Annotated in this window: 1 protein-coding gene; it reads right to left on the bottom strand. The window is 62.8% G+C overall.

Annotation, left to right across the window (positions count from 1 at the left end; translation table 11 throughout):
* Nucleotides 1-664: integrase core domain-containing protein (locus MKK52_RS00450; protein WP_243951782.1), on the bottom strand; the 664-nt coding region annotated here is incomplete at both ends.

Here is a 664-nt window from a genome sequence, read left to right as displayed (position 1 = left end):
CCGTTCTCCGCCTGCCGTAGGGCAAAGGCGATCTGCTCGTTCGTGAAGCGTTTGCGAGGCATGGCATCCACCCTCCTTCAGGTTTCAGGATGCCCGAAAAACTTGCGCTCGGCCTGGACCAGTTTGCTGGGTCAGGGTCAGGCCACTCCACCACGGGTCGCTTGGTCGGCGGAGCTGGCCGGGCGAGCGCAGCTGGCCAAGCGGTAAAGGCTGGCACGAACACCTCCGGGGCTGGCGGACGGTATCCGAGCGACGCGTGGGGGCGGACAGCGTTGTAGTGTCGTCTCCAGCTCTCGATCACGATCTGTGCCTCCTTCAGGGTGTAGAAGATCTCGCCATTCAGGAGTTCGTCCCGCAGGCGAGCGTTGAAGCTCTCGACATAGCCGTTCTCCCACGGTGAACCGGGGGTGATGTAGGCCGTCTTGGCACCGACCCCGGTGATCCAAGCCTGCACCGACTTGGCGATGAACTCCGGGCCATTGTCCGAACGAATGTGCCCCGGCACCTCACGCAGGATGAACAGGTCAGAGAGCACATCGATCACGTCGATCGCCTTCAGCCTGCGAGCGACGCGGATGGCCAGGCATTCGTGCGTGAACTCGTCGACGACGTTGAGCATCCGGAACTTGCGTCCGTCATGCGTGCGGGCCTCGACGAAGTCATA

Origin of the sequence: Methylobacterium sp. J-067, assembly GCF_022829465.1 — a bacterium.
Taxonomy (GTDB): domain Bacteria; phylum Pseudomonadota; class Alphaproteobacteria; order Rhizobiales; family Beijerinckiaceae; genus Methylobacterium; species Methylobacterium litchii.
Note: the sequence above shows the minus strand (reverse complement) of the source record. Positions and strands in the feature narration are given on the sequence as shown.